This is a genomic window from Streptomyces rhizoryzae, assembly GCF_023155275.1.
GTDB classification, from domain to species: Bacteria; Actinomycetota; Actinomycetes; order Streptomycetales; family Streptomycetaceae; genus Streptomyces; species Streptomyces rhizoryzae.
Genome location: NZ_JALMUV010000015.1, coordinates 70,272 through 93,484, shown reverse-complemented (window position 1 = coordinate 93,484; position 23,213 = coordinate 70,272). Strand labels below are relative to the sequence as shown.

25 protein-coding genes are annotated in these 23,213 nt (G+C 75.4%); 5 read left to right on the top strand and 20 right to left on the bottom strand.

Features of this window, described 5'->3' with window-relative positions; all coding sequences use genetic code 11:
* Window positions 1-16 precede the first annotated feature (16 nt).
* Window positions 17-1,159, top strand: coding sequence for a baeRF2 domain-containing protein (locus MUU72_RS14830; RefSeq protein WP_248013701.1), 1,143 nt, complete (start codon window positions 17-19; stop codon window positions 1,157-1,159).
* A gap of 107 nt (window positions 1,160-1,266) precedes the next feature.
* Here the strand turns inward: MUU72_RS14830 and MUU72_RS14825 are convergent, their stop codons facing one another.
* From MUU72_RS14825 to MUU72_RS14775, 11 genes are all read right to left on the bottom strand, one after another.
* Window positions 1,267-1,455 carry a CsbD family protein gene (locus MUU72_RS14825; RefSeq protein WP_248013700.1) on the bottom strand — a complete coding sequence of 63 codons (189 nt, stop codon included), beginning with the start codon at window positions 1,453-1,455 and terminating at the stop codon, window positions 1,267-1,269.
* Window positions 1,456-1,618: 163 nt separating this feature from the next.
* On the bottom strand, window positions 1,619-2,026 hold the full coding sequence (locus MUU72_RS14820; protein ID WP_248013699.1) for a gas vesicle protein K: 408 nt from the start codon (window positions 2,024-2,026) through the stop codon (window positions 1,619-1,621).
* The gene (locus tag MUU72_RS14815) at window positions 2,016-2,264 is read right to left on the bottom strand and encodes a gas vesicle protein (protein ID WP_248013698.1); all 249 of its coding nucleotides are present in this window, start codon (window positions 2,262-2,264) and stop codon (window positions 2,016-2,018) included. The genes MUU72_RS14820 and MUU72_RS14815 overlap by 11 nt, the downstream gene beginning before the upstream one ends.
* Window positions 2,261-3,070, bottom strand: coding sequence for a GvpL/GvpF family gas vesicle protein (locus MUU72_RS14810; RefSeq protein ID WP_248013697.1), 810 nt, complete (start codon window positions 3,068-3,070; stop codon window positions 2,261-2,263). Before MUU72_RS14810 ends, MUU72_RS14815 begins: the two co-directional genes overlap by 4 nt.
* Complete coding sequence (gvpJ, locus tag MUU72_RS14805) at window positions 3,067-3,534, bottom strand: gas vesicle protein GvpJ (RefSeq protein ID WP_372503107.1); 468 nt, start codon at window positions 3,532-3,534, stop codon at window positions 3,067-3,069. The genes MUU72_RS14810 and gvpJ (MUU72_RS14805) overlap by 4 nt, the downstream gene beginning before the upstream one ends.
* Before the next feature lie 15 nt (window positions 3,535-3,549).
* Window positions 3,550-3,798 (bottom strand): gas vesicle protein GvpG, encoded by a 249-nt coding sequence (locus MUU72_RS14800; protein WP_248013696.1) that lies wholly within the window; start codon window positions 3,796-3,798, stop codon window positions 3,550-3,552.
* 13 nt (window positions 3,799-3,811) lie between these two features.
* Window positions 3,812-4,525, bottom strand: coding sequence for a GvpL/GvpF family gas vesicle protein (locus MUU72_RS14795; protein ID WP_248013695.1), 714 nt, complete (start codon window positions 4,523-4,525; stop codon window positions 3,812-3,814).
* 3 nt (window positions 4,526-4,528) lie between these two features.
* Window positions 4,529-5,005, bottom strand: a complete 477-nt coding sequence (gvpJ, locus tag MUU72_RS14790) for a gas vesicle protein GvpJ (protein WP_248013694.1) — start codon at window positions 5,003-5,005, stop codon at window positions 4,529-4,531.
* Between the two features lie 91 nt (window positions 5,006-5,096).
* Window positions 5,097-5,486, bottom strand: coding sequence for a gas vesicle protein GvpO (locus tag MUU72_RS14785; RefSeq protein WP_248013693.1), 390 nt, complete (start codon window positions 5,484-5,486; stop codon window positions 5,097-5,099).
* A 116-nt stretch (window positions 5,487-5,602) separates the two neighbouring features.
* Window positions 5,603-6,658, bottom strand: a complete 1,056-nt coding sequence (locus MUU72_RS14780; RefSeq protein WP_248013692.1) for an SRPBCC family protein — start codon at window positions 6,656-6,658, stop codon at window positions 5,603-5,605.
* Window positions 6,659-6,664: 6 nt separating this feature from the next.
* Complete coding sequence (locus MUU72_RS14775) at window positions 6,665-7,309, bottom strand: histone protein (protein WP_248013691.1); 645 nt, start codon at window positions 7,307-7,309, stop codon at window positions 6,665-6,667.
* A gap of 367 nt (window positions 7,310-7,676) precedes the next feature.
* Between MUU72_RS14775 and MUU72_RS14770 the strand changes: the two genes are divergently transcribed.
* A complete protein-coding gene (locus MUU72_RS14770; protein ID WP_248013690.1) occupies window positions 7,677-8,168 on the top strand; it encodes an HPP family protein in 492 nt (163 codons plus the stop codon).
* A 22-nt stretch (window positions 8,169-8,190) separates the two neighbouring features.
* Here MUU72_RS14770 and MUU72_RS14765 read toward each other — a convergent pair whose 3' ends face one another.
* On the bottom strand, window positions 8,191-9,510 hold the full coding sequence (locus MUU72_RS14765; RefSeq protein WP_248013689.1) for a hypothetical protein: 1,320 nt from the start codon (window positions 9,508-9,510) through the stop codon (window positions 8,191-8,193).
* Window positions 9,507-10,310: an alpha/beta fold hydrolase gene (locus tag MUU72_RS14760; protein WP_248013688.1), complete on the bottom strand. Its 804-nt coding sequence runs from the start codon at window positions 10,308-10,310 to the stop codon at window positions 9,507-9,509. The genes MUU72_RS14765 and MUU72_RS14760 overlap by 4 nt, the downstream gene beginning before the upstream one ends.
* A 385-nt stretch (window positions 10,311-10,695) precedes the next feature.
* Here MUU72_RS14760 and MUU72_RS14755 point away from each other — a divergent pair, with 385 nt between their 5' ends.
* Window positions 10,696-10,908 carry a hypothetical protein gene (locus tag MUU72_RS14755; RefSeq protein ID WP_248013687.1) on the top strand — a complete coding sequence of 71 codons (213 nt, stop codon included), beginning with the start codon at window positions 10,696-10,698 and terminating at the stop codon, window positions 10,906-10,908.
* A gap of 12 nt (window positions 10,909-10,920) precedes the next feature.
* On the opposite strand, the gene MUU72_RS14750 is transcribed toward MUU72_RS14755, so the two are convergent.
* From MUU72_RS14750 to MUU72_RS14730, 5 genes are all read right to left on the bottom strand, one after another.
* Window positions 10,921-11,559, bottom strand: coding sequence for an endonuclease (locus tag MUU72_RS14750; protein ID WP_248013686.1), 639 nt, complete (start codon window positions 11,557-11,559; stop codon window positions 10,921-10,923).
* 55 nt (window positions 11,560-11,614) lie between these two features.
* On the bottom strand, window positions 11,615-12,523 hold the full coding sequence (gene ligD / locus MUU72_RS14745) for a non-homologous end-joining DNA ligase (protein WP_248013685.1): 909 nt from the start codon (window positions 12,521-12,523) through the stop codon (window positions 11,615-11,617).
* 61 nt (window positions 12,524-12,584) lie between these two features.
* Window positions 12,585-17,183, bottom strand: a complete 4,599-nt coding sequence (locus MUU72_RS14740; protein ID WP_248013684.1) for a cation-translocating P-type ATPase — start codon at window positions 17,181-17,183, stop codon at window positions 12,585-12,587.
* Between the two features lie 69 nt (window positions 17,184-17,252).
* The gene (locus MUU72_RS14735; RefSeq protein ID WP_248013683.1) at window positions 17,253-17,735 is read right to left on the bottom strand and encodes a hypothetical protein; all 483 of its coding nucleotides are present in this window, start codon (window positions 17,733-17,735) and stop codon (window positions 17,253-17,255) included.
* Window positions 17,736-18,040: 305 nt separating this feature from the next.
* Window positions 18,041-18,607 carry a ferritin-like domain-containing protein gene (locus MUU72_RS14730; RefSeq protein WP_248013682.1) on the bottom strand — a complete coding sequence of 189 codons (567 nt, stop codon included), beginning with the start codon at window positions 18,605-18,607 and terminating at the stop codon, window positions 18,041-18,043.
* Window positions 18,608-18,809: 202 nt separating this feature from the next.
* On the opposite strand from MUU72_RS14730, the gene MUU72_RS14725 reads away from it, so the two are divergent.
* Window positions 18,810-19,349, top strand: coding sequence for a DUF488 domain-containing protein (locus tag MUU72_RS14725; RefSeq protein WP_248013681.1), 540 nt, complete (start codon window positions 18,810-18,812; stop codon window positions 19,347-19,349).
* 104 nt (window positions 19,350-19,453) lie between these two features.
* Here MUU72_RS14725 and MUU72_RS14720 read toward each other — a convergent pair whose 3' ends face one another.
* A complete protein-coding gene (locus MUU72_RS14720) occupies window positions 19,454-21,133 on the bottom strand; it encodes an MFS transporter (RefSeq protein WP_372503106.1) in 1,680 nt (559 codons plus the stop codon).
* A gap of 191 nt (window positions 21,134-21,324) precedes the next feature.
* Between MUU72_RS14720 and MUU72_RS14715 the strand changes: the two genes are divergently transcribed.
* Window positions 21,325-22,374, top strand: a complete 1,050-nt coding sequence (locus tag MUU72_RS14715; RefSeq protein ID WP_248013680.1) for a TetR/AcrR family transcriptional regulator — start codon at window positions 21,325-21,327, stop codon at window positions 22,372-22,374.
* Window positions 22,375-22,592: 218 nt separating this feature from the next.
* On the opposite strand, the gene MUU72_RS14710 is transcribed toward MUU72_RS14715, so the two are convergent.
* The gene (locus tag MUU72_RS14710) at window positions 22,593-23,042 is read right to left on the bottom strand and encodes a cyclic nucleotide-binding domain-containing protein (RefSeq protein WP_248013679.1); all 450 of its coding nucleotides are present in this window, start codon (window positions 23,040-23,042) and stop codon (window positions 22,593-22,595) included.
* Between the last annotated feature and the right edge of the window lie 171 nt (window positions 23,043-23,213).

Genomic DNA, 23,213 nt, shown 5'->3' with positions numbered 1-23,213 from the left:
TCCAAGGAGGCCAGCCATGCAACTCCCGCTCCTGCGTCCCGTGGTCGACCGGGCGGGCCCCTGGGCAACGGTCTACACCGAGATCCCGCACACCACCGAGGACGCGGCGAAGCAGCAGGAACTGATCGCGGAGGCCACCGGCGCCAAGCTGCTCGCGCTCGGCGCGGACGAGGCCACCTCCGGCGCCCTGCGGGACGCGCTCGCCGCACCGCAGCAGCGGGCCGGCGAGGCCCGGGGCAGCCATGCGCTGTTCGCCACCGAGGGCCGGGTGGTGCTCGACGTCCCGCTGCCGGGGCCGCCGCCCGCGCCCCTGGTCACCTGGGGCCCGGTCCCGCGCATCACCCCGCTGCTGGCCGCCCTGGGCCAGAGCCCGCTGTGCCTGGTGGTCCGCCTGGACCGGCACGGCGCCGACTTCTGCGTCACCGACGGCCGCACGGGCCACGAAGCCGGCCAGGTGGAGGGCGCCGACCGGCCCCTGCACCGCACCGCCTCGGCCGACTGGTCCGAGACCCACTTCCAGGCGAAGGTGGAGAACACCTGGGAACGCAACGCCCAGGACATCGCGGACGCGATCGCCGACGCCTACGAGAAGTGCGGCGCCGAAGCGGTGCTGCTCGTCGGCGACACCCGGGAGCGGCGCGCGGTGCACGACCGGCTGCCGGAACCGCTGCGTTCCGTCACGCACGAGAGCGAGCACGGCGGACGGGCCGACGGCGCGGACACCGACCTGGTCGAACGGGACGTCGCCCAGGTCTGCGCGGGCCACGAGCACGACCGCGTCACCGCGGCGACCGAACGGTTCCGCACCGGCGCCGACCCGGTGGGCAAGCCCGCCCCGGACACCGCGGCCGGCATCCCGGCGCTGGTGGAGGCCGCGCGCGAGCACCGGATCGGGACCCTGCTGGTCGATCCGCGCGGCGCGGACGCCGGGCGCGAGGTCTGGGTGGGCTCCCGGAGCGATCAACTGGGCGTGCGCGCCTCGGAGTTGACGTACCTGGGCGAACCGCATCCGGCCGCCGCGCGGGCCGACGACGCGCTGATCAGGTCGGCCGCGGCGACCGGCGCGGACATCGTGGTGGTCCCCGACCCGGAACAGGCGCCGGCCGGCGGCCTGGGCGCCATCCTCCGCTGGTCCGACGAGGCCCCGCCCCGGTCCTGACACCGCACGCCCGGCACCGCACGCCCGCGCCGCGGGGAAGGGCCCGGTCCCGGCACCGCACGGAGGTGCCCGGGCGGCGGTCCGCCCGGGCACCTCCTGCCGGCCGGTCAGGGCTTGAAGGGCTTGCCTTCGAGGGTGTCCTTCCCCCGCTCGGCCGCCTGGGCGGCCTTGCCCCTGATCTTCTCGGCCTTGCCCTTCATCTCCAGGCTCTTGTTGCCGGTGACCTTTCCAGTGGTTTCCTTGGTCTTCCCCGTGATCGTCTTGCCGACGTTCCGGGTCTTCTTGCCGATGCCCATGGCGCACTCCTTGCGGGCTCGGACGGGCCGGTACGGGTCCGGCCGGTCTCCCCCGCAGTCCGGCGGGAGAGGGTTTCCGGGTGAATTGTCTCACTTGTACGCTTCGGTGCCCACCGCGTGCGCCGAAGCACCCGCCGCGGACCGGGCGGAGGGCGCCCGGCGGTCATTCCGGCGGCGGCAGCAGGCTCCCCAGCGGGCCGAGGTCCAGGTTGAGGTCCGCCAGGGACAGGCCGTACTGGGCGCAGAGTTCGCCCATGCGGGAGTGGAGCAGCATCAGCGTGGTGCCCAGCCGCTCCTCCTGCTCCTCGGTGAGGTCCCCGGCCTCGACCCGCTGGAGCGCCTGGCGCTCCATGAGCTGCCGCAGCAGCTCGACGAGGGTCAGGACGAGCCGGATCAGGTCCCGTTCCACGGTCTCGGGCCCGGTGGTGATCCGGCGCGGCGCCCCCCGGGAGCCGGCGCCGCGGGCCTGCCGGAGCTCCTGCGGGGCGGCCGGCAGCAGCCGGAAGGCGCGGGCCGCGGCGTCGGCCACCTCGGCGAACCGGTCGCCGCCGGCGCCGTCCTCACCCGTCATGGTCCTGGTACGCGGACGCGGGCGGGGGCTGCCACGGGGAGGGGTTCCCGGCGCTGATGGAGACGATCAGCGCCCGGAGCGTGATCCGCACCAGGTCGACATCGGCGATCGACAGCACCAGATCGCCGTTGAGCACCACGCCGCCGCTGAGCAGGCGGTCCAGCAGGTCGATCAGGGCGACCTGCCGCTGGGCCAGGGGCCCCTGCGGTGCCGCCGCGGGCCCCTCGGGCGCCGTCACGGCCCGCTCCCCCGCGCGGCGGCCTCCGGCGCCGCCGTGAAGGAGTACGGCGCCCACGGGCCCGTCACCTCCACGCGGATGCCGGGCAGCCCGTCGGCGGCCCGCTCGACCTCGCTGCGGAACTGCTCCGCCCGCCGCACCGGCACCAGGTACGCGTCGTTGACCACGTTCTGGCCGGTGCCGCCGGCGAGCGCGCCTTCCTGGGGCCGGTGCTGGGCCCGTTCGACGGCCGAGCCGCGGGCCGCTGCCACGACCCGTTCCGCGGCCTCCTCGGCGCCGCGGAAGGCGTCGTCCCGGGCGTTGCGCACCGCCCGGCGGCGCCGGAGGTAGTCCCGTCCGGATCCGGCGAACGGCTCCGCCGGGCCGCCCCCGGGCTCCGCCTCCGCCGCCGCGGTGTCCACGTAGATCTTGACCCCCCACTCCAGCAGGCCGTCCAGTTCCGACAGGCGGCGGGCGAAGACCTCCAGCCGGGCGCCGAGCATGGCCCGCACCCGGTCGTCGTTGAGGTAGACGGTCGCCAGCCGGAGCGGCAGCACCGTGGTGCGGTCGGCGAGCCGCTCGATGACCCGGTGGTGGGCCCGGGCCACCGCCTCCAGCCAGTCCAGGTCCTCCAGGTGCCCGCGCAGCGCGTCCTCGTCGAAGTCCTCCGCCGGTACGGAACCGGCCGCGACCACCACGTCGCCGCGGCGCTCGGCGCGCACCAGGCGCACCGGCGCGCCCGCCACCCCCGCGACGCCGGCCAGCGCCTCGGACAGGGTCCCGTCGGCGTCCCGCGCCACACCGTAGGCGTAGGTCACCTCGGTCATGGCTCACGGTCCTCGCGGTGGCGCGGCCGGTCCTCGGCCGGCTCACGGCGGCGCGGGCGGTCCCGCTCCCGCGCGCGGTCCGCGGTGCGGCCGCGGCGTTCGGGGCGTTCGGCGGCCGGGAGTTCCGCGCCGCCGCGCAGCTCTTCGAGCTCGGCGCGCAGCCGCTTGTTCTCCTCGGTCAGCGACCGGTAGCCGTCCGTGGCGTGCGAGGAGAGCGACGGGTCGTGCTCCCACCAGTCGATGCCCATCTCCTTCGCCTTGTCCACGGACGCCACGATCAGCCGCAGCTTGATGGTGAGCAGTTCGATGTCGAGCAGGTTGATCCGGATGTCGCCGGCGATGATGATGCCCTTGTCCAGGACCCGTTCGAGGATGTCGGCGAGGTTGGTCGTCGATCCCCCCTGGCTGTAGGGGCTCGCCCGGGACGGCAGATCGCCCAGCCGCCTGGCTACCGGTTCGTTCACGGCGCTCCCTCCGCATCAGGCGAGCGTGGCACGGTGCGCCCTGATCTCTTCGAGGCGGTCGAGGAGTTCGTCCTCGCGCCGGTCGAAGGTCTCCTCGTCGATCTCACCGTCGAGCAGCGCCTGCTCCAGGTCGACCAGTGCGCGCTCGATCGGCCCCGGGTCGTAGTACTCGTCCTCCGCGGCCTGCACGAGACGCTCCATGACCCAGGCCACCCCGCGCACCGGCGCCAGCGGCAGCGTCGCGATCTGCGTCAGCAGCCCCATGTCCGCACCCTCCTCAGACGAAGCTGTAGCCGGGCAGCGGGCCGTGCAGCCGGACGTCGAAGCCCTCGCCCAACTCTTCCGCGAGTTGCTTCTGCGCGGCGAGGAATTGCTGCTCTTTCTCCCGCTCGACGAGGAACGACACGTTCAGGAAGTCGTCGCCCGTCGCCTGGGCCAGATTCTCCTGGCGGGCGAGGCCGCGGAGCGCGGCCACGATGTCCGCGGTCAGCTGGTCCTGGCGGGTCCGGACTTCCTTGACGACCAGTTCGCCGAGGGCGAGCGGCAATTCCGGGCTGCCCCGGCCGCTTCTGATCTCGTCGTTGAGCCTCCGGGCCTCGTCCGATTCGGTCAGGATCTGCCGCAGCAGGGTCTCCTCGGCCTGCCCCACCTTGAGGTTGTACTCAACGCAGTTCTCCAGCGTCGCCAATTGGGCGGTGAGCGCCTCCGCGCGTTCCTCCAGCACGGCCCGGACGGCGTCGTCATCGTCGGCGGTGAAGCCGAACCGCATCGGCAGGACGGTACCGTCGGCCATCAGCCGTTCCTGAACGGCCTGATGCGCGCCGAGATCCCGCCGCTTGGGCCGCAATTCCTCCGGGGAATCACTGACCACGGCGCTCAGTGAACCGCTGCCCACGACACGGAGTTCGGCGGGCGGGTCCCCCACCCCGTGCAGGCCGTTCAGGCGCTGCGGGTGGTCGGCCGAGACAATGGAATAGACGTACACCGTCATGGGTCATTCCTTCCGGTGGCGGACCGGTCGCCGCGCCGATCGCTCCCGTTTGCTCTCGACGGGCTCCATTTCGTCCTCGTCCGCTTCGTTCTCCTCATCGCCGCTCCGGCTCTCGCGTGCGCTCTTCAGGGCATCGGAGACCGCTTCCGCCGCCCCCGCCAAGGCGCCCTTGGTCTTGCCCTTCGAGCCGCCCTTGGTCACTTCGCCGACCACGTCCGTCAGTTGTGCGGGAGCCTTCCGGCCGGATTCGAGATCCAGTCGGTTGCACGCCTCCGCGAAACGCAGATACGTGTCGACGCTCGCGACGACGATCCGGGCATCCACCTTGAGGATTTCGATGCCCACCAGCGAGACCCGGGCGAACACGTCGATGACCAGGCCGCGGTCAAGGATCAGGTCGAGAACGTCGTAGAGATTCCCCGAGCCGCCTCCCCCGCCGGTTCTGGCCAGGGCTCCTTCACTCTGCGGCACCACAGTCATGGTGCCTCCTCTCACCGTCCGGCCCGGTGTGCCGGGCCGGCCTTCTCGTTACACACGTCCCGTGTGAACGGCACACCGGAAACGGAAATCGCTAAGCCCTCTTGTCGATCTGGCCGCGGGTGTACCGGCGAGTACGTTCATAGGACACGAGATCGCCTTCCTCGTCCAGCGTCACCCGATAGCTCGCCATCACGCTGGTCGTCGGGGGGATGCGCTCCATCTCCAGGACTTCCACGTCGGCCTGCCAGCCGTCCGTGGTCGGCGTCACCGCGGAAACGGATTCGGGAGCGCGTCCCAGCAGGTCCTGAAGTTGTTCAGCCGCATTCCGCATGGCCAGCCGCGCCGAAACGCGACGCCCCTCGCGTTGGTCACCGCTCTTGGCGGGGCGGCTGTCTTCCCGAGAGCTTCCGGCCTTCCGGGAGGGCTTTTCGGTCTCGGCACGCCGGGCGCGCCGGGGGTGGCCCTCTTCGCCTGCGCCCATATCTCTCTCCGCCATCGGAGACGTCCTCTTCGCTGCGCCACGTGCGGCGCCTCTCCATGGTATTGCACCGCGTCCCGACGCTCGCCCGGTACACGGCCGGGGAGCCGGCGCACCGCCTAGCGTGCCCCGACCTCCGCTGCCTCCCCCTCTTCCGCCTCGTCGTCCGCCGCCTCTCCCCTCTCCCCCTCGTCTTCGTCCGCTTCCTCTTCCTCTTCCTCCTCGTCCTCCTCGTCCTCGTATGCACCCTCCCCCTCGTCCGGCTCTTCCTCTTCCTCTTCCTCTTCTTCGCCCGCCCCCTCTGCTCCTTCCTCTTCCTCGCCTTCCTCGCCTTCCTCGCCCTCGCGTTCCCGCTCTTCCTCCTCAAGGGCCTCTTCGTGGCTGAGCACGACCTCGCCGTCGCGTATCTCGCCGCGCCAGCCCTCGGGCTCCTCGTCGGTCAGGCTCACGTAACGCTGGAAGTGCTTGAGGTCCAGGCGGAGCCGCCGGCCCTGCGCGCGCCAGATATTGCCGGTCTTCTCGAAAAGCCCCGAGGCGTAGTACTCGACGACCAGGACGATCCGGGTCAGGTCGGAGGTCACCTCGTGGAAGGTGACGATGCCCCGCGTCGTGCCCTTGGCGCCCTCGGAGGTCCACATGATGCGTTCATCGGGCACCTGTTCCTGCACGGTCGCGGTCCAGCCCCGTGTCGAAGGGCCGACCTTGACCTTCCAGTTGGTCTTCACCTCATCGCTGGCGGAGACGCTCCGGACACCCTTGGTGAAACTGCTGAATTTCTCCAGCTGCGTCCAGTGGTTGTAGACCGTCCGCACCGGCAGCCCGACGTCGATGACCTCGATGATGTTGGTGACCTTCCGGTCCCCCGACGACTTCTTCTTCCCGCCGCCGAAGCCTTCCTTGACCTTTTCCAGGACGTTTCCGCCGACGCCTTTCACCACCCCGCCCAGCGCCTTGGTCACGAGGGAGCCGCCGCCACCGCCGCCGAGAAGCGAGGCGCCCACTTGGGACAGCGCGCCACCGCCCTCCGTCACGTTGGAAAGCTGCCCGGTGACATCACTCAGCTTCTCCCCGGCCCGTCCGGCCAGATTGCCGGCCCACGCCGTCATGAAATCGCCGAATTCGTCCCGCAGCCGATCGAGTTCCGGTCCAAAGTCTTCCCCTGCGAGCTTGGCCATGATCGCCTACCTCCGACGTCCCTCACGCGACGATGCCCGCTCGGCGCTCTGCCGGGAGCCCGGCGCCGCCTTCTTCCGCGCGGTCTGCTTGGCCGGAGCGGTCTGCCCGGCCGTCTTCTTCCCGGCCGGCTTCCGCTCGCCGCTCGCCCGCTCGGCCGGTTTCCGCCCCTCCGGCTTCCGGGCCGCCGCCTTCTTCGCCGTCGCGCCCTTCCCGTCCGCCGACCGGTCGGCCCGCGCCCGGCCGGACTCGCCCTTCTCTCCTTCGCGTTCGCCCCGTCCGCCCCGCTGGTCGCCCTCGGACGGCTCCTCCTCGTCCGCGTCGCCCCCGGACGATCCGCCCTCGTTGAGCTGGAGCGTCCGGTCGTGGAGCGCATCGGCGAGCGACGCGATGCCGCGGTGGGCCGCGGCCGTGGCGGCCTGCCGCCCGGCGGCCATGACCTCGCCGCGCAGCTGCTGCCCCAGCTCCGCGACCTGCGGGATGTCACCCAGCTTGCGGGCCCCGTCCCGCACGAGGTGCCGGGGATCCAGCCCCAGCCGACGGCCTCCGAGGTAGGACGCCAGACTCAGCGCCAGGCGCGCCTTCTTCGTTCGGCCCAGCACATAACCACCGGCCAGAGCGGCGGCCAGGAGAGCCTTGCTCGCGTCTTCCATGGGTGTGTCACCTTCCCTGGACATGCCGCGCGGCCCGCACAGGAGGAATGTCGGCTGTCGGGTATTTCCGCGCCATATATCCAGCTTGGCCCTGGTGACCGGCTTCGCATCCCGGACCCCGGGCGCCGCGGACCGGGCCGGATTCTGTGCCAGGCGGACGCCTGCACAAAACGCCCGCGACCGCCCCGCGTTGGCCGCCGGCACCGCCTGCCGCACCACAGCGCGGCCGCCGGAAGTCCCCGGTGCACGGCGGGAGATGACGGCCCCGGGCCCGTCCACCGGGGCGCCGGGTATCCCACACAGTGAAACACTTCAAGCCTTAATCAACATTTTGTTTATGATCTGCGCGCCCTGCCCGGAGCCACCCATGTCCACGCCCCCGTCCGCCCCCGCCTCCAGACCGCACCCGCTGCACGTGCTGCGCGCCACCGCCTTCTCCATCGGCGCCCTGCTCCTGCTGGTCGGTATCGGAGTCCTGCTGCACCAGCCGCTGCTGATCCCGCCGCCGGCGGCCAGCGCGGCACTGGTGCACGGCGCGCCCGGGCTCGCCCTCTCCCAGCCCCGCAACCTGGTGGGCGGCCACCTGCTCTCCGCACTCATCGGCTTCGGCACCCTGGCGCTGACCGGGAGTACCGCCTGGGGCGCGGCGATCGCCGCCGGCGTCTCGATGGGCGCCATGATGCTCACCCACCTCTCGCACTCCCCGGCCGTGGCCACCGCGGTGATCGTGGTGCTCCAGGCCCCGCACGCAGGAACGTTTCTCCTGCTGCTGACGCTGGCCACCGTCCTGCTGGTGGCGATCGGTCTGCTGCCCGGCCGCATCGGCGGCCACCCGGTCCGCTACCCCGCCGCCTGGTAACGGGCCCCGGCGCCGCCGCCCCTCAGGTGGCCGGTCGCCAGACCACGTCCTGACGGGACGTGAGGACGTCCGGGACCCCTGCCACGTCGAGCGGCTGCGGCATCGGGCAGCGCGTCCGGACCTTCCGCAGCTCCCGGTGCGTGCGGACCAACCCGGCGAAGTCGCGGGGGTACGCGGCGGCGTCCACGCCGGTCAGCACGCCGAGCTTGCGGGCCCGGGCCGCCGTCCGCCGCCAGTCCTCCGCGCCGGCCAGCCCGATGGACTCGGTGCCGTGGTTGAACAGCAGCGCCCGGATCTCGTCGTACGGCGCGGTGGAGTCCAGGTACGCCGCGAGGCCGGCCCGGCAGGACTCGGTGCCGAAGACCGCCCAGTACGGCACCGAGCCGGTGCGCAGCGCCTGCCAGGGATCGAGCAGCAGGAACGACTCGACCAGCAGGCGGTCGGCCGGCAGCTGCCGCTCCTCGTACCAGGCGCGGTAGAGGTCGGCGACGGCGGGGCTGAGCGCCTGCGGCGTGGGGAAGCCCAGGACGTCCAGGCCCAGGCCGTGCCGCCCGGCGAAGGCGGTCAGGTCGTCGAGCAGCGCCGGTTGCAGACCCCATTCCGCCTCGGGGCTCTCGCCGTCGGGGGCCGGCGGGTCCCAGCGGCGGGCCGGTGAGCCGTAGCGGGAGAGCAGGTCGGCGACGCGGGGGCCGCCCCGGTGGTATTCCTCGGGGCTGGCGTCGCCGAGCGCGCCGAACTGGAAGAGGTACCGGTCGCCGACCGTGGTGGTGGGCCAGCGCAGCGCGCAGTCCACCGCGACCAGCCGGCCGCCCGGGGCGAGGTGGTCGCGGATGAACGCGCGGTACGCGGCCGGCAGCCGGGACCACTTGAGCCGGAAGTACGTCATCTCGGCGATCATCAGCCGGTCCTGGTTGGGGTCGTGCATGTGGTGCAGCACCAGGTCGGGGTTGGCGGCGAGCAGCTCGCGGCCCGCGGTGCGGACGGCGGCGAGGTCGCCGCGCGGGTCGTCCGGTGCGACGCCGTGGCGGCGGACCGGCACCAGGAGTGTCTGCGGGCGCCGCCGCGGGTAGTGGCCGGTGACCCAGGAGGCCAGCGCGTCGGCGCGCACCCGGCCGGCCTGGCGCGGCGGGATGGCGCTGGCCCAGCCGCTCAGGGCGTACGCCCGGTCGCGGACGGCGGGCGGCAGCCGGTTGGCGGCGCCGAGCAGGCCGGAGACGGGAGCGTCGAGGGCGGCGGGGGCGCGGCCGAGGGCGGGTACGTCCCGGCCGGAGAGGAAGCGGGCCAGCGCGCGGAGCATCCCGGTGGCCGAGTCGAAGGAGGCGACCGCCCTGGCCGCCTTCATCCCCGCCGCCCTTCGGGCCCGTGCGCGCGGTCCGCGGCGGGCGCGATCTCGCGGGCGAGGAACGCGGCGACGGTCTCGGCCAGTTCCCGGGGGCGCCGGTAGGGCACCATGTGGCCGGAGTCCGGGACGACGGCCAGCCGCCCCCGGGGCAGCAGCCGGGTCGCCTCCTCCGCCCACTCCTGGGGCACCATCCGGTCGCGGGCGCCGCGGACCACCAGGGCCGGCCGGTGGACGTGCGGGAGCTTGTCCTCGATGCGGTCGCGCAGGCTCTCGCGGAACGCGCCGATCACGCGACGGGTGCCGGCGTCGCGGTAGTCGGCGAGGTTGAGCGGGGCCATCGAGAGCCGTTCGTGCGGGGAGTTGCGGAGCCAGCGCAGCAGTTGCCGGCCGCAACCGCGGGCGGCCGGGTCGACGGTCGGGCCCACCAGCACCAGCCCGGCGATGCGGTCCGGGTGCCGGACGGCGGCGTCCACGGCCACCTGGCAGCCGAAGGAACCGCCGAGGAGCACCACCCGCTCCAGGGGTACGGCGGCCAGCCACTCGGCGACCGTGTCGGCCAGCGCCCGGAGGACCGGCGGCCCCGATGGGCGGCCGCTGGCGCCGAAGCCGGGGAGGTCCACGGCCCAGGCGTCGTGGCCGCACCGGCCCAGTGCGCCGAGGAACGGCCGGAACTCCCGGCTGGAGACCCCGGCGCCGTGGACGCACACCACCGGCGGTTCCCGGCCGGGGCTGCGCCAGGCGACCACCGGGCCGTCGCGCACCGGCACCGTGATCCGCTGCGTCACCGCGCTGTGCTGCATACGTCATCCCTACCCGGGTTCCCGCCCGGCGCTTGCCGGGCCCGCTGTCCCCCCGCGTTCCCGGCCCGGCGCCCGGGGATGCCACCGGGCCGCGGGCGCGGTGCACTGGGGTGCCGGGGCCGGGCTGCCGGCGCAGCTCGGCGCCGCGCGGCTTCCGCGCAGGTCACCGCGCCGGTGACCACCCGGGTGGCGGAGCGCCGATGGTCCGGTCGGGTGGGCCGGGATTCCATGGAAAGCAGGCGGAACCAGGCGAGCGTGCCGTCCTGGCCGCCCCGGCGGGACCGCACGACCGAGGTGTCACACGGCCGTGCGGCCCCGTCACCGCGGCCTTTGGCAACCACCCGCGGTGGACCGGACCGGCACGCGCGGTACGAGGGGTGAGCCGATGTACGAGATGCATCCGGGCCCGGCGACGACCGGCACCACCGGGCTGGTGTGGCACGTCATGGCGGACGTCCAGGCACGCCTCACGCTGTGCGGGCGGCGGCTGCCACCGGCCTCCGCCGACCGGTCGCCACTGGCGGAGTCCCCGACCGAGAGCCACTGCTCCCCGTGCATGACCGCGTTCCGCGACCTGGTGCAGACCGACCTGGGCTGAGGCCGGGACCTCCTAGGCGGCCTGGAGTTCCCGGACCGCGGCCTTCGACTGGCCCACCCGGAACAGGGCGGCGGCCAGGCGGGCGTGGTCCTTGGCCGGCACCAGTGCGCCGAGGCCCTCGGGGGTGTGCGGCAGTCCCAGTGCCCGGGCGGTCTCGCAGGTCCGCCGGTCGAAGAACGGGCCGAACTCCGGCCACACCGCCTGCACCTCGCGGCAGAAGATGTCCGCGCCGACCGGGCCGATCCTGGGGACCTCCCGCAGGAGCCCGGTCAGCCGGGCGCGGTCGCCCGCGGCCTCCTCGCGCATCCGCCGCAGATCGCCGTGCCAGCGCGCCCGCACCAGGTCGGCGCCCTTGCCCAGCGCGGTCGCGGTGCTCTCGTCGTAGCGGACGTAGTGGGCGCGGCCCAGGGCGTCCACGCGGTCCTGCCAGGCGGAGTCGGCCATGGCCTGCGGGGTGCGGAGACCGGCCGCGAAGAGTTCCCGCGCGGCGGCGGTGGCGAGGTCGGCCTTGATGCGGACCGAGCAGAGCACCGTGAGGACCAGGAGCTGGTACAGCGGTGCGGGTTTGTCGCGCAGGGTGATGCGGGCCTCCTCGGCGTAGGTCCGGCCGTGGGCGGAGAGCAGCTCGGAAACCTCTTTTCCGGCCGTCATGGCGCACCTCGCAATGCGTGGTCGGGGGTCCTCGGACGGGGTCGGGGGTGTCCGGTCACCGGTGCAGGGCGGCCAGGCGCCGGCGGGCGGGGCGGAGCGAGCGGCCGCGGGGGCGGCTGCCGCGCCAGGGGTCGTTCTTTCGGAGCTGCTCGGCGGTGGCCAGCGTCCAGCGCTGCGGGGTCAGCTCGGGATCGTCCACGTCGTCCCAGGTCAGCGGGGCGGCGAGGGGTGCGCCCGGCCGGGCGCGGACGGCGTAGGGGGCGACGGCGGTCTGGGCGTAGGCGTTGCGCTGGATGTCCAGGTAGAGCCGGCCGCGGCGGGCCTGTTTGCTCTGCTCGGTGGTGAGCCGGTCGGGGTGGCGGGCGGCGAGGGTCTCGGCGGCCTCGCGGGCGAAGGACCGGACGTCGTCGAAGCCGGCCCGGCGGTCCAGCGGCACCAGGACGTGCAGGCCGCGGGAGCCGGTGGTCATGACGGTGGACGGCAGGCCGAGGGTGTCGAGCAGGTCGTGCAGCCAGCGGGCGGCGTCGCGCACCGCGGTGAAGTCGGGGCCCGGCGGGTCGAGGTCGAAGACGAGCAGGTCGGGGTGGTGGGGCCGGTCGGCCCGGGAGAGGAAGCGGTGCGGGGTCAGGCACCCCTGGCCGGCGAGGTAGGTCAGCGTCGCGGTGTCGTCGCAGAGGGCGTAGGTGACGGTGCCGCCCTCCTTGGGGAGTTCGGCCCGGTGGATCCAGTCGGGGAAGTGGTCGGGGACGTCCTTCTGCATGAAGCCGGGGCCGTCGAGGCCGTCGGGGTGGCGTTCCAGCATCAGCGGACGGCCGCGCAGCCGGGGCAGCATGCGGCGGGCGACCGACCGGTAGTAGTCGGCCAGGTCGGCCTTGGTGATGCCGTCGTCGGGGAACAGCACCTTGTCGGGCCGGGTGAGTTCGACGGTGCGGCGGCCGGCGCGGATCTTCCGGCCGGCGGTCATCGGTTCCTCCCCGGGGTCCGGGCCGTCCGGGTGCGGCGGGGCGGGGTGGGCGGCGTGTGCGTCATGCTCCTCCCTCGGTTGTCGGGTCGGTGGCGAGTCCGGTCGCCGTGACGAGCGCCAGGACGCGGGTGACGGCGTGCGGGAAGCGGCGTTCGAGATGCGGGAGCAGGTGGGGGGCCGCGGCGGCGACGCCGATGGCGGTGGCGACCCCGGCCCAGGCGACCGGCCCCAGCGGCCGGCAGCCGAAGAGCCCGCTGACGCCGGGGGTCTCGATGAGGACGGCCAGGACGAGCGCCGACCCCAGGACGGTGCCCAGGACCAGCGGGCTGCGCCGCCGGCCGGTCAGGGTCTGGGTGAGCTGGGCGCCCACCACGCCGCACAGCGCCATGGTGCTGGTGCGCCGCGCGGTGCCGGGGGTGAGCGTGCCGATCAGCCAGGCGGTGGCGGCGCCGAGGGCGGTGACCAGGCCGCGGCGGCGGATCTGCGCGGCCAGCGGTTCGTCCAGTGCGGCCAGGCCGGCCCGCGGTGACGCGGTGTCGCCGCCGGGCTGTGCGTCGTCCCGCGGGGTGACCGCGACGGCCATCGCCGGGAACATGTCGGTGAGCAGGTTGACCAGCAGGATCTGCCGGGTGGACATCGGGGCGGCGCCGGAGAGCAGGGTGCCGAGGACGGAGAAGCCGATCTCCCCGGCGTTGCCGCCGATCAGGATGGAGATCGCGTCCGCGACGCTGCGCCACAGCGCGCGCCCCTCGGCGACGGCGTCGGTCAGCGCGGTCAGCCGGTCGCCGGTGAGGACCAGGTCGGCGGCGTTGCGGGCGGCCGCCGAGCCCCGGGCGGCGATGCCGACGCCGATGTCGGCGGCGCGGATGGCGGCGGCGTCGTTCGCGCCGTCCCCGACCATCGCCACGACCCGCCCGGCCTCCCGGAGGGCCTCGATGACCTGCACCTTCTGCTCGGGCGCGACCCGGGCGACGACCTCGCAGCCGCGCAGCCGGCGGGCCCGGCCCGCCTGGTCGAGGCCGGCGAGTTCATCGCCGGTGGCGATCTCGGCGTCCTCGGGCCAGCCCAGGCGCGCGGCCACCGCGCGGGCCGTCGCCGAGTGGTCGCCGGTGAGCATGACGGGCCGTACCCCGGCCCGCCGCAGGCCGGTCACCAGCTCGGCGGCGCCGGCCCGCGGGGAGTCGGCCAGCGCCACGAATCCGGCCAGTTCCAGCCGGTCCAGCGGCTGGTCGAGGGGGTCCTCGGCGGGCCCGGCGCCCTGGTCCGCGCGCCGGGTGGCGACGGCGAGGACGCGCAGTCCCTCGTCGGCGAGGGCGGTGGCGGCCGCGGCGGCCTCGTCCCCCGCGCCGGTGCAGGCGGGGAGGACGACCTCGGGCGCGCCCTTGACGACGAGGTGCCGCGGGCCGCCGTGCTCGGAGCCGGTGGCGGCCGCGTAGCCGCGGCTGGCCTCGAAGGGCAGGCTGGCGGCGTGTTCCCAGGCGGGGTCGTCGGGGGCGGCGGCGAGGACCGCCTCGTCGGTGGAGTGGGCGTGGGTCGCCGTGCCGGCGGCCGGCGGCGGGCAGGCGCGGGCGGCCAGCCGCAGCACGGGTTCGGCCCCGGGTGTGCCGGCGTCGTGCGGCCGGCCGTCCGGGGTGGCGGTCCGGGTCACCCGCAGCCGGTTCTCGGTCAGGGTGCCGGTCTTGTCGAAGCAGACGGTGTCCATCCGGCCCAGCGCCTCCAGGGTGCGCGGGGTGCGGACCAGGACGCCCTTGGCACTGAGGCGGCGGGCCGCCGCCATCTGGGCGACCGTGGCCACCAGCGGCAGTCCCTCGGGGACCGCGGCCACCGCGACGGCGAGTCCGCCGCGCACGGCCTGGCGCACCGGGCGGCCGCGGAGCAGCGCCAGGGCGGCGACGGCGGCGCCGCCGAGCAGGGTGAACGGCAGGCTGCGGTTGGTCAGTTCGCGCAGCCGGGCCTGGACGCCGGGCGCGGGCGGGGTGCGGGCGGCCAGGTGCGCGGCGCGTCCGGCCTCGGTGCCGTCGCCGGTGCCGACGACCGCGGCGCGGGCCTGTCCGGCGACGACGGTGGTGCCTTCGAAGAGCATGCACCGGCGGTCGGCGACGGGTGCCTCGGGGGTGGCAGCCAGCTGCTTCGCGGTGGGGAGGGATTCGCCGGTCAGCGCGGACTCGTCCACCTCCAGGTCGTCGAGGTCGAGCAGCCGGGCGTCGGCGGGCACCACCTCGCCGGTGCGCACCTCGATGACCTGGCCCGGCGACAGGTGGTCGGCGTCCACGGTGCGGGTCCGCTCGCCGTCGACGACCCGGGCCGTGCGGCGCTGCCGCTCCTCCAGGGCGGACAGGGCCCGTTCGGCGCGCAGCCGCTGGACGCCGCCGATCAGCGCGTTCATGCCCAGGGCGCCGGTGACGAGCACGGCGTCGACGACCGAGCCCAGCAGGGCGGACGCGAGGGCGCCGACCAGCAGGACGGGCGTCAGCGGGTCGTCCAGCTCCGAGCGGACGGCGCGGGCCAGCTGGAAGGCCGGGCGGACCGGCGCGAACAGCGGGAGCGCCGCGATCCGCCGGACCGCCGCCCCGGCCTCCTCCCGGCCGGGCAGCGCGCCCGGGGCCCGTGGGCGCGCGACCGCCCGGAGGCGCGCCAGGGCGTCCTGGGGCGCCAGGGCGTGCCACGGTATCCGGGGCGGGGGGTGCGGGGCGCTGCGGACGCTGACCCGCAGCGCGGCGCGCCAGCCGGAGACCAGGGACGCGCCGGCGGCGGCGTGGACGGGCGTCAGGCGCAGGCCGGCGGACAGGGTGCCCGCGGCCCGCCGGCCCCGGGTGAGGACCAGCAGGCCGGACAGCGCGGCGCCGGCCTCCGCGAAGGTCTTGGCGTGCCGGGCGACCATCCGCGCGGCCGGGATGGCGGCCAGCAGCCGCCAGGCGGGCTCCAGTCCGTGCGGGAGGAGGATGTCGGCGCCCCACACCACGGCGCTGTGCGCGTCGGTGACGGCGACGGCGAGGTCGCCGCGCAGCAGGCCGGCGAGCACCTCCCGGCCGGTCCCGGTCAGCTCGGTGCCGTGGACCGGGAGCCGGGCCAGGGTGAGGACCACCCGGCCCGCCTGCTGGAGTTCGCGGACCACGTCCGCCAACGGCCGCTCGGCGCCGACCCGTTGGTCGGCGAGCGCGCCGAAGTCGCCGAGGGTGCCGTCGTCGGCCACCACGACGTGGAGCCCGGCGCGGCGGGCCGCGTCGAGGGCGGACTCGGCGAGCGGGTCGATCTCCCGGCCGACCAGGACGGTGCCCACGTCCCGTCCGCCGGCGGACGCGACCATCAGTCCGGCCCCGGGGTCGTCCTGGCCGGGCGCCGGGCCCTCCTGGTCGGGGACCGGGCGCAGGGCCAGGCCGGGTTCGGCGCCGCCGGGGTCCAGGGCGGCGGCCGCCGCCTGCCACAGCCGGTCGTGGTCCCACCCGGGGGCGTTGGGGTGGACCTGGAGGACGGTGCGCGCCGTGCCGCGCAGCGCGTCGGGGTGCAGTACCACGGCGTCGACGAGTTCCAGCCGGCGCAGCCGCTCCAGGTTGCGGACCAGGACGCCCTCGCGGGCCAGTTCGGTGCCGAGCGCGGCGGTGAACGCGGCCGGCCCGTAGCGGGCGGCCTTGGGGTTGCCGGCGACGAGGGCCTCGGCCGCCTCGGCGAGGTTGCGGGCCAGCAGGGCGGCCGAGGCCGCGCCGAGCAGTCCGCCGGCCACCGCCTGCGCCGCGTACTGCTCGCTGGGCAGCGGGCGCAGGGCGGGCCGGGCGGTCCGTTCGGCCGCCAGGCTCAGGCGCCCGGGTCCGCAGACGCTGTCCTGCGCGGCGTCGAAGGCGGCCGCACCGGCGATGGCCTCCAGCAGCCGGCCGGTGCGCAGGACCGCGTCCAGGGCCAGCGCGCCGGGCGACCGGCCGATGCCGTACGCGGCGGCGCCGGCCGCGGCCAGCAGCAGGTCGCAGCCGGGGTCGCCGAACCGTTTGCGCAGCGCCGCGGCGATGCCGGGGTCCTCCCGGAGCAGTCCGGTGGCCGCGGTGAGCAGGCGGGGGGTGTGCTTCAGCCGGATGGCGCGGGCGCCCACCGCGGTGGCCAGGCCCACGGCGTCGCAGGCCAGGCCCAGTGCCTGCGCGCGGACGCCGCCGATGTGGTCGGGGTGCGCGGTCTCCAGGACGTCGTCGCCGGTGCGCTCCAGCCGGTGGGCGGTGGCCAGTTCGGCCGCCCGCTCGATGACGCGGTCGGTCACCGCGTCCTTGGTCATCTGCACGACGAGCCGGGCGAGTCCGCCGTCCCAGTACGCGGCGACCACCTCGGGCTGCTGGGCCAGGGCCGCCGCCACCTTCCCGGCCGCGGCCTCGACGCCGCGCGCCCGGCCGCCCGCATCGGCACGGGGCCGCAGCGGCAGCTGCAAGCGGGAGCCGGCCTGCCAGTAGCCCCGGCCCGTGTCCGCGGCGTTGCGGGAGACGCGGCCCACCCGCCGTGCCGTGTCGGCGGCGGCCGCCGCGCCGTGCACGGTGCCGCGGAAGCCGGCGCCGGCCGCGCCGACCGCGAGCCGGGTGACGGTGCGGGCCGTCGGCAGCGCCCGGCACACGGCGGCGGCCGGAGCGCCCAGGGCGAGGGCGAGCCCCGCGCCCGGTATGCGGATCAGTTGTCGCACCACCATGTCTCACCTCGCCGGTCGGCCGGGCTTCGGTGTTCAACCGGGCTGTCGGGGGCAGCCGGGGCGTCGCTGTCAGTCGGTCCGGCCCCCGCCGGAGGGGGCGGGCGGTGCGGTGCCGTCCTGGGGCGGGCGGTCCGCCGCTGCGGGGCCCGGTGCCTGGGCGCCCGGCGGCGTCTCCGGTGCCGGCCCGGTCCGCGCGGTGCGGTCGGGGCGCCGCTGGGTGAGCCAGACGGCGGCCGCGCCGGCCGCCGCGACCGGCCAGTCCACCGCGCCGAACGCGCCCAGCAGCCCGGCGCCCGTGTAGGCGGCGATCCGGCGCGCCCGGGGCGAGACCAGGCCGACGGTGTCCAGCACCTCGTCGAACGCCCCGCTGACCCGTCCGGCCCCCGGGATGCGGCGGACCGTGGTCGTCACCGCGCCGACCGGGTGGAGCAGCTTCGATGCCGCGGCCGGGGCCGCCGAGGGCGTCCGCGGGGCCGCCGCGGGTGCGGGGTTTCCGGGGGCGCGCCGGGCGCTCCCGGGTGTTCCGTGTCCGTTGCCTGCCTGCTCGTTCATGGTGGTATCCGATCGGCGCTGTCGCCAGGGGCGGCCGAGCCGCCAGGAGGTGCGGTCCGCCCCGTCCCTTCCGGGCCCTCGTTTCCGGGCCTGCCCTGCGGGTGCCCCGCCGGCGCCGGAACAACCGGACCGCACCGCACCTCCTGGCGGCTCGGCTGCCCGGCGCGTCATGGGGGCGTCTCCCCTGGGTCGCCCCACGGGTCGCTCCTTCCACCATAGAAGCGCGGTACGGCGCAGGCGGCGCGCGGGCCGGGAATTCCGCCCCGTACGGGCCCGCGCCGGCCGGGGCGCCCGCGCCGGCCCGGCTACCGCGCCAGCAGGTCCAGGAGGTCGTCGGCGTGCTCCTCTTCCTCCTCCAGGATCGACTCGATGAGCCGGCGCGTGGTGGGGTCGTGGTCGCCGAGCCAGCGGGCGATCTCCTGGTACGTCGAGATCACGATGCGTTCGGCGACGAGGTTGTGCTCCAGCATGGCCGTCAGGTCGTCGTCGGCGGGGGCGGTGTATTCGGTGTGGGCGCGGCGGGTCAGTCCGGCCGGGTCGAAGTCGGGCCGGCCGCCGAGCTGGGAGATCCGCTCGGCGGCGCGGCGGCCGTGGTCCAGCTCCTCGGCGGCGTGCTCGGTGAACTCCGCGGCGACCTGGGCGCGGTCGATGCCGGTGGCGGAGATGGCGTGCCGGGTGTAGCGCAGCCAGCACACCACCTCGGTGGCGACCACGTCGTTGAGGACGGAGATCACCTTCTCCCGGTCCAGGCCGTAGGTGCTGGTGACCGGCCCGGCCGCCATCTTCTGCCGGGCCTCGGCCCGGATCCTGCTCACGTCGAGGACGAAGTCGTCGGTCGCCGCGCCGTCGGTTGCCGCGTCGTCGGTTGCCATCTCTCTCCCACTGCCCGGGGTCCGTTGTCCGGGCAGATGTTCCACTCCGGGGTGCGTCCCACACGTCCCGCCCCCGTTGCCACCGATTCGCCGTACCGGGGCGCGGTGGGGCGGAACCGGCCCGGCACCCGGCCGTTGGGTATAGCCATCGGGTATAAAGGCCCCCCTCGCTCCCCCCTGCTGCCGGACGGTGGAGAGGACCATGCTGCTGACGTTCGGACACGGTACGGCGACCGCCGCGGAGATGGCGCGGCTGTTGCGGGGAGCGGAGGTGCGCCGCCTGGTCGATGTGCGGACGGCGCCCGGCAGCCGGCACAACCCCGACGCCGGACGCGACGCCATGGCGCGGTGGGTGCCGGAGGCGGGCCTCGCCTACCGCTGGGAGAAGCGGCTCGGCGGCTGGCGGAAGGCCGCTCCGGACACGCCGGACACGGCGCTGCGCAACCAGTCCTTCACCGGGTACGCCGGGCACATGCGCACCCCGGAGTTCGTCGCGGCGGTGGACGAGCTGCTCGTCGAGGCCGCCGCGGAGCGCACCGCGGTGATGTGCGCCGAGACGGTGTGGTGGCGCTGCCACCGCAGGATGATCGCCGACTTCGTGGTACTGGCCCGCGGCACCGAGGTCCGCCACCTCATGCACGACGGCCGGCTGCGTCCGCACCCGGTCAGCCCCGAGGCCCGGCTCCTGCCCGGGGAGCGGCTGCTGGTGTACGACGCGGGCCGGCCGCGGCTGGGCGACTGAGGGCCCGGCTCCGCCGCGGCGGAGCTGCTACGGGCGGGAGCCGTGGCGGGCCGGACGTGACGGGCGGGCCGTGACGGGCGGTGCCGTACCCGCCGCCCGCCGTCTCACGCCGGACGGCCGGTGCCCCCGTCCCCGTCCCCGGCCGCGTCCGGTGTCGTCCGTATGCCGCGCAGCAGCGGCACCGCCAGCACCGCCGCCGCGGCCAGCACGCCCGCGGCGCACAGCACGGCGGTGTGCAGACCGTGCGTGAAGGCGTCCCGGGCGGCGGTCGCCAGCGCCTGGCCGGCCCGGCCCGGGAGCCGGTCGGCGACCGCGAGGGCCCCGGCGAGGGTCTCCCGCGCCGTGTCGGCGGCCCGCGCCGGGAGGCCGGCGGGCACCGCGCCCCGCATGCCGTCGCGGTAGACCGCGCTCCCGATGGTGCCGAGGACCGCCATGCCCAGCGCACCGCCCAGTTCGGTGCCCGACTCCAGGACGGCCGAGGCGGCGCCCGCCCGTTCCGGTGGTGCGGCCCCCAGGGCGAGTTCGTTGCCGAGCGCCATCACGGCCATCAGGCCGCAGGCGTAGAGCGCGCAGCCGGCCAGCACGACCAGGAGCGGGGAGGACGCCTCCGCCCGGGAGAGCCAGACGAAGCCGCCGGCCGCGAGGGCGAAGCCGGCCGCGATGACGACGGACCGGTCCAGTCGGCGGGCGAGCACGGCGGACAGCGGCGCCACCCCGCCCACCAGCAGCGTCGGCGCCATGTTCCACAGCGCGGCGCGCATCGGGCTCATGCCCCGGACGGTCTGGAGGTACTGGGTGAAGAACACCGCGCAGCCGACGACCGCGAACATCGCCAGCAGGTTCATCAGCACCGACCCGCTGAACCCGCGCTGCCGGAACAGCTCCAGGTCGAGCATCGGGTACCGGGCCGTGCGCTGCCGGTGGACGAACGCGGCGGCCGCCAGCAGACCGGTGGCCAGGGCGGCGACCGGCACGGGGGCCAGACCGTCGCGGGCGATCTCCTTGATGCCGTAGACCGCGGACAGCATCGCCGCCAGGGACAGCGCGGACCCCAACAGGTCGAAGCGGCCGCCCGCGGGGTTGCGGAACTCCGGGAGCAGCAGCGGCCCGCACACCAGGAGCAGCACCATCGCCGGGGTGTTGACCAGGAAGACCGAACCCCACCAGAAGTGCTCCAGCAGCGCCCCGCTGAGCACCGGCCCGATGGCGATGCCGCCGGTCACCGCCGCGGACCAGGCGGCGATGGCCTTGCCGCGCTGCCGAGCGTCGGGGAAGAGGTTGCGGATCAGGGCGAGGGTGGACGGCATCAGGGTGGCGCCGCCGACCCCGAGCAGTGCCCGGGCCGCGATCAACAGGCCGGCGCTCTGCGCGTACGCCGCCAGGCAGGAGGCGAGGCCGAAGAGAGCGGCGCCGGCCAGCAGCAGCCGGCGGCGGCCGATGCGGTCGCCGAGCGCGCCCATGGTGATCAGCAGGCCGGCGAGGACGAAGCCGTAGACGTCGAGGATCCACAGCTGCTGGACGGCGCTGGGCTCCAGTTGGGCGGTGAGGAACGGTACGGCGAAGTAGAGCACCGAGACGTCCATCGAGACCAGCAGGCAGGGCAGCAGGAGGACGGCCAGGGCGGTCCACTCCCGGCGGCCCGCCCTCGGCGCCGGGCCGCCCGGCGGAGCGGGGGTATACGAGGTATACGTGCGTGCTTCCGCCGCGGCGGAAGCGTGCGCACCGGGGGCGCCGGAAGCGCCAGCGGCGGCCGACGCGGCGGGTGTTGGCGAGGTGGAGGACATGGCGGACAGCGTAAGCAGGCGCAGCTGGCACCACAAAGCCCTGGTGGCACACCGCTGTTAGGGGTTCGTCACACTAGTGCACCTCGGCGCCGGGCAATGCCGCGGAGAAGGCTCCACGGGAGCACTGTTACGCTCAACGGCCCACGGCCCGCCGGGGAATTCCCCTCGGCGCACTAGTACGGAGGTTGTCTGTGGACCGCTCCGCACCACCGCCCTACCGCCGGATAGCGGACGAGATCCGGGCCCGCATCACCGCGGGCGACCTGGCCCCGGGCGACCGGGTGCCGTCGACCCGGCGGATCACCAAGGAGTGGGGGGTGGCGATGGCGACCGCCACCAAGGCGCTCACCGCCCTGGGCCAGGAGGGCGTGGTCCAGGTGGTGCCGGGCGTCGGGACGGTCGTGGCGGAAACGTCAACGGCAGTGAGCAGCAAGCAACTTGACGAGGCATCAGCACAGGCGGGCACCGGCCCCCGCCGGGTGTCCGGTGGCGCCGGGGAGCGGAAGGAGCGGCGGGCGCGGGAGGCGGACGGGGGGCTGAGCCGTGCGCGGATCGTCCGGGCCGGGATCGGGATCGCCGACGCGGAGGGGCTGCGGGCGGTGTCGATGCGCCGGGTGGCGGCCGGGTTCGGGGTGTCCTCGATGGCGCTGTACCGGTACGTGGCGGGCAAGGACGAGCTGGTGCTGCTGATGGCAGACGCCGTGTTCGCCGAGGTGCGGGTGCCGGACCCGGCGCCGGAGGGCTGGCGGGAGCGGATGGAGGCGGGCGCGCGCCTCCAGTGGGCGCTCTACCGGCGGCATCCCTGGCTCGCCCAGTACCTGTCGGTCAGCCGCCCGCAGCCGATGCCGCGGGCGATGGCGCTCATCGAGTGGACCATGGCGCGGGTCGAGGGGATGGACCCGGTGACGCTGCTCCACCTGGCCCTCACCCTGGTCAACCACGTGCGCGGCACCGCGGCGAGCCTGGAGGACGACCTGGAGGCCGAGCAGCGCACGGGGCTGGACCGGCGGCAGTGGATGGCCGCGATGGGTCCGGCCTACGAGCGGATCATCCGCTCCGGCCGGTATCCGATGTACGCGGGGCTGGGCGGCAACGGCGAGGACGCGGTGACCCTGGACACGCTCTTCGAGTTCGGCCTGGCCCGGGTCCTGGACGGGGTGAGCGTGCTGGTGGAGGGCCGCACGGCACTGGTGGAGGGCCGCACCGCACCGGCGGTCCGGCCGCGGCCGGCGGCGGGGTAGCAAAAGCCGGGGCGGGCGGTCCGGGGCCGGCGGTGCGCCCGGTTCCGCGGGGCCGAACGGCCCTGTTCGGCGTGGCCCGTCCGGGCCTTGGCGCGGGCGGCCCGCCGCGCCGATCGTGGCATGTACGCGGAATGGTCCTCCGCTGCCGGGACGGGCGCCAGCAGGGCGTCCGTCCCGGTGTGCGGCGCCGGGGCGCGGGGCCCCGTTCACAGGGGCGGTCAGCTGACCCGGGCGCCCGCGCCGCTGAGGTCGATCAGCCGGTGGCGGGTGGCGAGCAGGCGGCGGGCGACCACGTCGAGGACCCGGCGGGTCACCGCCAGTCCGAGGACCGGGTCCGCCTCGCACAGCGCGCGCACCGAGGTCGCGTCGAACTCATGGGCCCGGACGAGGGTGAACGCCTCGGCGCCCATCCGCCAGCGGTACGGCGGTACCAGCCACGACCAGCCCACCAGGTCGCCCGGGCCGAGCAGATCGACCACGGCCGGCCGCCGGCCCGCCATCCGGATGTCGAGGTTCACCGAACCGGTGCGGATGATCCAGAACTGGTCGGCGGCGCCGCCCTCCTCGAAGAGGCGGCTGCCCTCCGGAAACGACACCTCGTGGGAGAAGGCGAGCAGGCGCTCCCGGCCGTTCGGCGGGAGGCGGTGCAGCAGGGGGGTGGTGGTCATGGCTGCCTCCTGGTCGCCGGCCGCCGTCCGGGATCCCGGACGCCTGGTCCCAGTGCAGTGCGGCCCGGCGGGCCCGGACGAGTCCCGGTCGGACCCCGCCCCCCTGGGCCGGACGGCCTTTTCTCCGGGCGATTCGCCCCATAACCGCTCCGCGGTGCCTGTGGCACATTC

Bases quoted from the DNA above. Each gene is read 5' to 3' on its own strand.
- MUU72_RS14830 (WP_248013701.1), top strand. From the start codon at position 17: ATGCAACTCCCGCTCCTGCGTCCCGTGGTCGACCGGGCGGGCCCCTGG.
- MUU72_RS14825 (WP_248013700.1), bottom strand. From the start codon at position 1,455: ATGGGCATCGGCAAGAAGACCCGGAACGTCGGCAAGACGATCACGGGG.
- MUU72_RS14820 (WP_248013699.1), bottom strand. From the start codon at position 2,026: ATGACGGGTGAGGACGGCGCCGGCGGCGACCGGTTCGCCGAGGTGGCC.
- MUU72_RS14810 (WP_248013697.1), bottom strand. From the start codon at position 3,070: ATGACCGAGGTGACCTACGCCTACGGTGTGGCGCGGGACGCCGACGGG.
- MUU72_RS14800 (WP_248013696.1), bottom strand. From the start codon at position 3,798: ATGGGGCTGCTGACGCAGATCGCGACGCTGCCGCTGGCGCCGGTGCGC.
- MUU72_RS14795 (WP_248013695.1), bottom strand. From the start codon at position 4,525: ATGACGGTGTACGTCTATTCCATTGTCTCGGCCGACCACCCGCAGCGC.
- gvpJ (WP_248013694.1), bottom strand. From the start codon at position 5,005: ATGACTGTGGTGCCGCAGAGTGAAGGAGCCCTGGCCAGAACCGGCGGG.
- MUU72_RS14785 (WP_248013693.1), bottom strand. From the start codon at position 5,486: ATGGGCGCAGGCGAAGAGGGCCACCCCCGGCGCGCCCGGCGTGCCGAG.
- MUU72_RS14780 (WP_248013692.1), bottom strand. From the start codon at position 6,658: ATGGCCAAGCTCGCAGGGGAAGACTTTGGACCGGAACTCGATCGGCTG.
- MUU72_RS14775 (WP_248013691.1), bottom strand. From the start codon at position 7,309: ATGGAAGACGCGAGCAAGGCTCTCCTGGCCGCCGCTCTGGCCGGTGGT.
- MUU72_RS14770 (WP_248013690.1), top strand. From the start codon at position 7,677: ATGTCCACGCCCCCGTCCGCCCCCGCCTCCAGACCGCACCCGCTGCAC.
- MUU72_RS14765 (WP_248013689.1), bottom strand. From the start codon at position 9,510: ATGAAGGCGGCCAGGGCGGTCGCCTCCTTCGACTCGGCCACCGGGATG.
- MUU72_RS14760 (WP_248013688.1), bottom strand. From the start codon at position 10,310: ATGCAGCACAGCGCGGTGACGCAGCGGATCACGGTGCCGGTGCGCGAC.
- MUU72_RS14755 (WP_248013687.1), top strand. From the start codon at position 10,696: ATGTACGAGATGCATCCGGGCCCGGCGACGACCGGCACCACCGGGCTG.
- MUU72_RS14750 (WP_248013686.1), bottom strand. From the start codon at position 11,559: ATGACGGCCGGAAAAGAGGTTTCCGAGCTGCTCTCCGCCCACGGCCGG.
- ligD (WP_248013685.1), bottom strand. From the start codon at position 12,523: ATGACCGCCGGCCGGAAGATCCGCGCCGGCCGCCGCACCGTCGAACTC.
- MUU72_RS14740 (WP_248013684.1), bottom strand. From the start codon at position 17,183: ATGGTGGTGCGACAACTGATCCGCATACCGGGCGCGGGGCTCGCCCTC.
- MUU72_RS14735 (WP_248013683.1), bottom strand. From the start codon at position 17,735: ATGAACGAGCAGGCAGGCAACGGACACGGAACACCCGGGAGCGCCCGG.
- MUU72_RS14730 (WP_248013682.1), bottom strand. From the start codon at position 18,607: ATGGCAACCGACGACGCGGCAACCGACGGCGCGGCGACCGACGACTTC.
- MUU72_RS14725 (WP_248013681.1), top strand. From the start codon at position 18,810: ATGCTGCTGACGTTCGGACACGGTACGGCGACCGCCGCGGAGATGGCG.
- MUU72_RS14720 (WP_372503106.1), bottom strand. From the start codon at position 21,133: ATGTCCTCCACCTCGCCAACACCCGCCGCGTCGGCCGCCGCTGGCGCT.
- MUU72_RS14710 (WP_248013679.1), bottom strand. From the start codon at position 23,042: ATGACCACCACCCCCCTGCTGCACCGCCTCCCGCCGAACGGCCGGGAG.